This window comes from Pseudoalteromonas sp. (assembly GCF_041613455.1).
Lineage (GTDB): Bacteria > Pseudomonadota > Gammaproteobacteria > Enterobacterales > Alteromonadaceae > Pseudoalteromonas.
This window is the reverse complement of the sequence record NZ_JBFJHD010000354.1, coordinates 1-1,560: the sequence shown is the minus strand read 5'-3', so window position 1 is coordinate 1,560 and position 1,560 is coordinate 1. Positions and strand designations below refer to the sequence as shown.

Here is a 1,560-nt window from a genome sequence, read left to right as displayed (position 1 = left end):
GCATGTCAGCGAGGTGGCCATACCCCTCATTTACTCGAAGAGGCGTTTAGCTGGCATATTCGCCTTGAAGAACAAGGCAGTATGAAAAAAGCGTAACACGCTCCTTACTACAAAAAACGCCCCACAGCTGGGGCGTTTTTTATTGCTTGCTAAAGCGGGTTGGTGTTGGCTAACTAAATAAAATCAAGCGTTAATAATAAGCGCTGCTCGTTAGTGGCCATAGGCGCAGAGCGATGCACAAGCCCCGCACCTTGGTTGTCATCCCAGTATTCACCTTTAAGCAGCGCTATATCACCGCTGTTTAACTGTTTTATATTACTTAAGTGTTTAAATAATCCAGACTCTTCATCGGGTTTGCCTAAATTACCAGCGCCAAGTTTTGCGCGATCAACATGGTGATGCTGCAGCCATTGTGTTCCGATACCTTGATAGGTGGTGACTAAGCGGCACGGAATTTTGTCAACATGAAAACGTGGGCACATTGGTCGATTTAGTACAGCAAGCCTTAACCCGGCACGTTTTAAATCAAACAAGCAACAAAACATCTCGACTAATAAGGCAATATCGCTACAAAGCGCGCTTATTTCAGCTTGCTGTGTGTTGCTGACTGTTATTACCTGGCGTAGTTGCTGGTAAGCAGCTTCAGGCGTGACAGCAAGCTCGACAGGTTTTAATGCGGGTGACGTTATCAGAGTATTAACCGCCTTTGTGAGTTTTTCAGCTAACGCTCGTTGCCATATCGCGATGTTAATATCGTGGTTATAAATGTGCGCCAATATATCGGCACTGCTGCTGTGGGCGGCTTTGCGCGACATTGGTGTCGAATTAACAAGAGTATGAGTGAGCGGGGCAAGGGCGTTCATTACACCTCCTGCCAAATAGGAAACGGGTCATTATAGCGGCGCCAAAAATCTTTACCTTTAAGGGCGGCATCTTCGGATAATAAGCAGCTATCGAGGGCATTGATCATCGCTTGTTGATTGAGTGATTGGCCAATAAACACCAGCTCTTGACGCATATCACCAAAGGGCTCGACCCACTTACTGTTAATGTCGGCAAGCAGCTCAGGCTCAGTGGGCCAGTCTTTTTTAGGAATCGCTTTAAAAAACATTCCGGCAAAGCCATAGTGCGCAATCCCGCCCGCTTGGCTCCATTGTCCGCAAAATAACGGGCGAGTGGCTAACCAAAAATAGCCTTTAGAACGAATTAATTTACCAAATTGCTCGGTGTTGTGCAGAAAGTTGTAAAACTTTTCAGGATCAAATGGACGCCGTGCTGTGTAGTTAAAACTGCTAATGCCATATTCTTCGCTTTCGGCAATATGCTCCCCACGCATTTGTTTAAGCCAGCCAGGGGCTTGCTGGGCACCTGCAAAATTAAATAAGCCGGTGTTTACTACCTCATTAATATCAATATTTCCTTTAGCGATAGGAATAATGTTGGCCTGCGTATTAAGTGTGGTTAAAATTGTGCGCAGCGTGTTTAGTTGCGCTGCGCTCACTAAGTCCGTTTTACTAATTAAAATAACATCGGCAAATTCCACTTGATCGACCAATAAGT

The 1,560-nt window shown here is 45.4% G+C and carries 2 protein-coding genes; both read right to left on the bottom strand.

The window, feature by feature from the left end; translation table 11 throughout:
* Positions 1–173: 173 nt before the first annotated feature.
* Positions 174–863, bottom strand: coding sequence for a DUF1826 domain-containing protein (locus tag ABYB02_RS17000; RefSeq protein WP_372763540.1), 690 nt, complete (start codon positions 861–863; stop codon positions 174–176).
* Positions 863–1,560: GTP-binding protein (locus ABYB02_RS16995; protein ID WP_372763539.1), on the bottom strand; the 698-nt coding region annotated here is incomplete at its 5' end. The genes ABYB02_RS17000 and ABYB02_RS16995, both read right to left, overlap by 1 nt.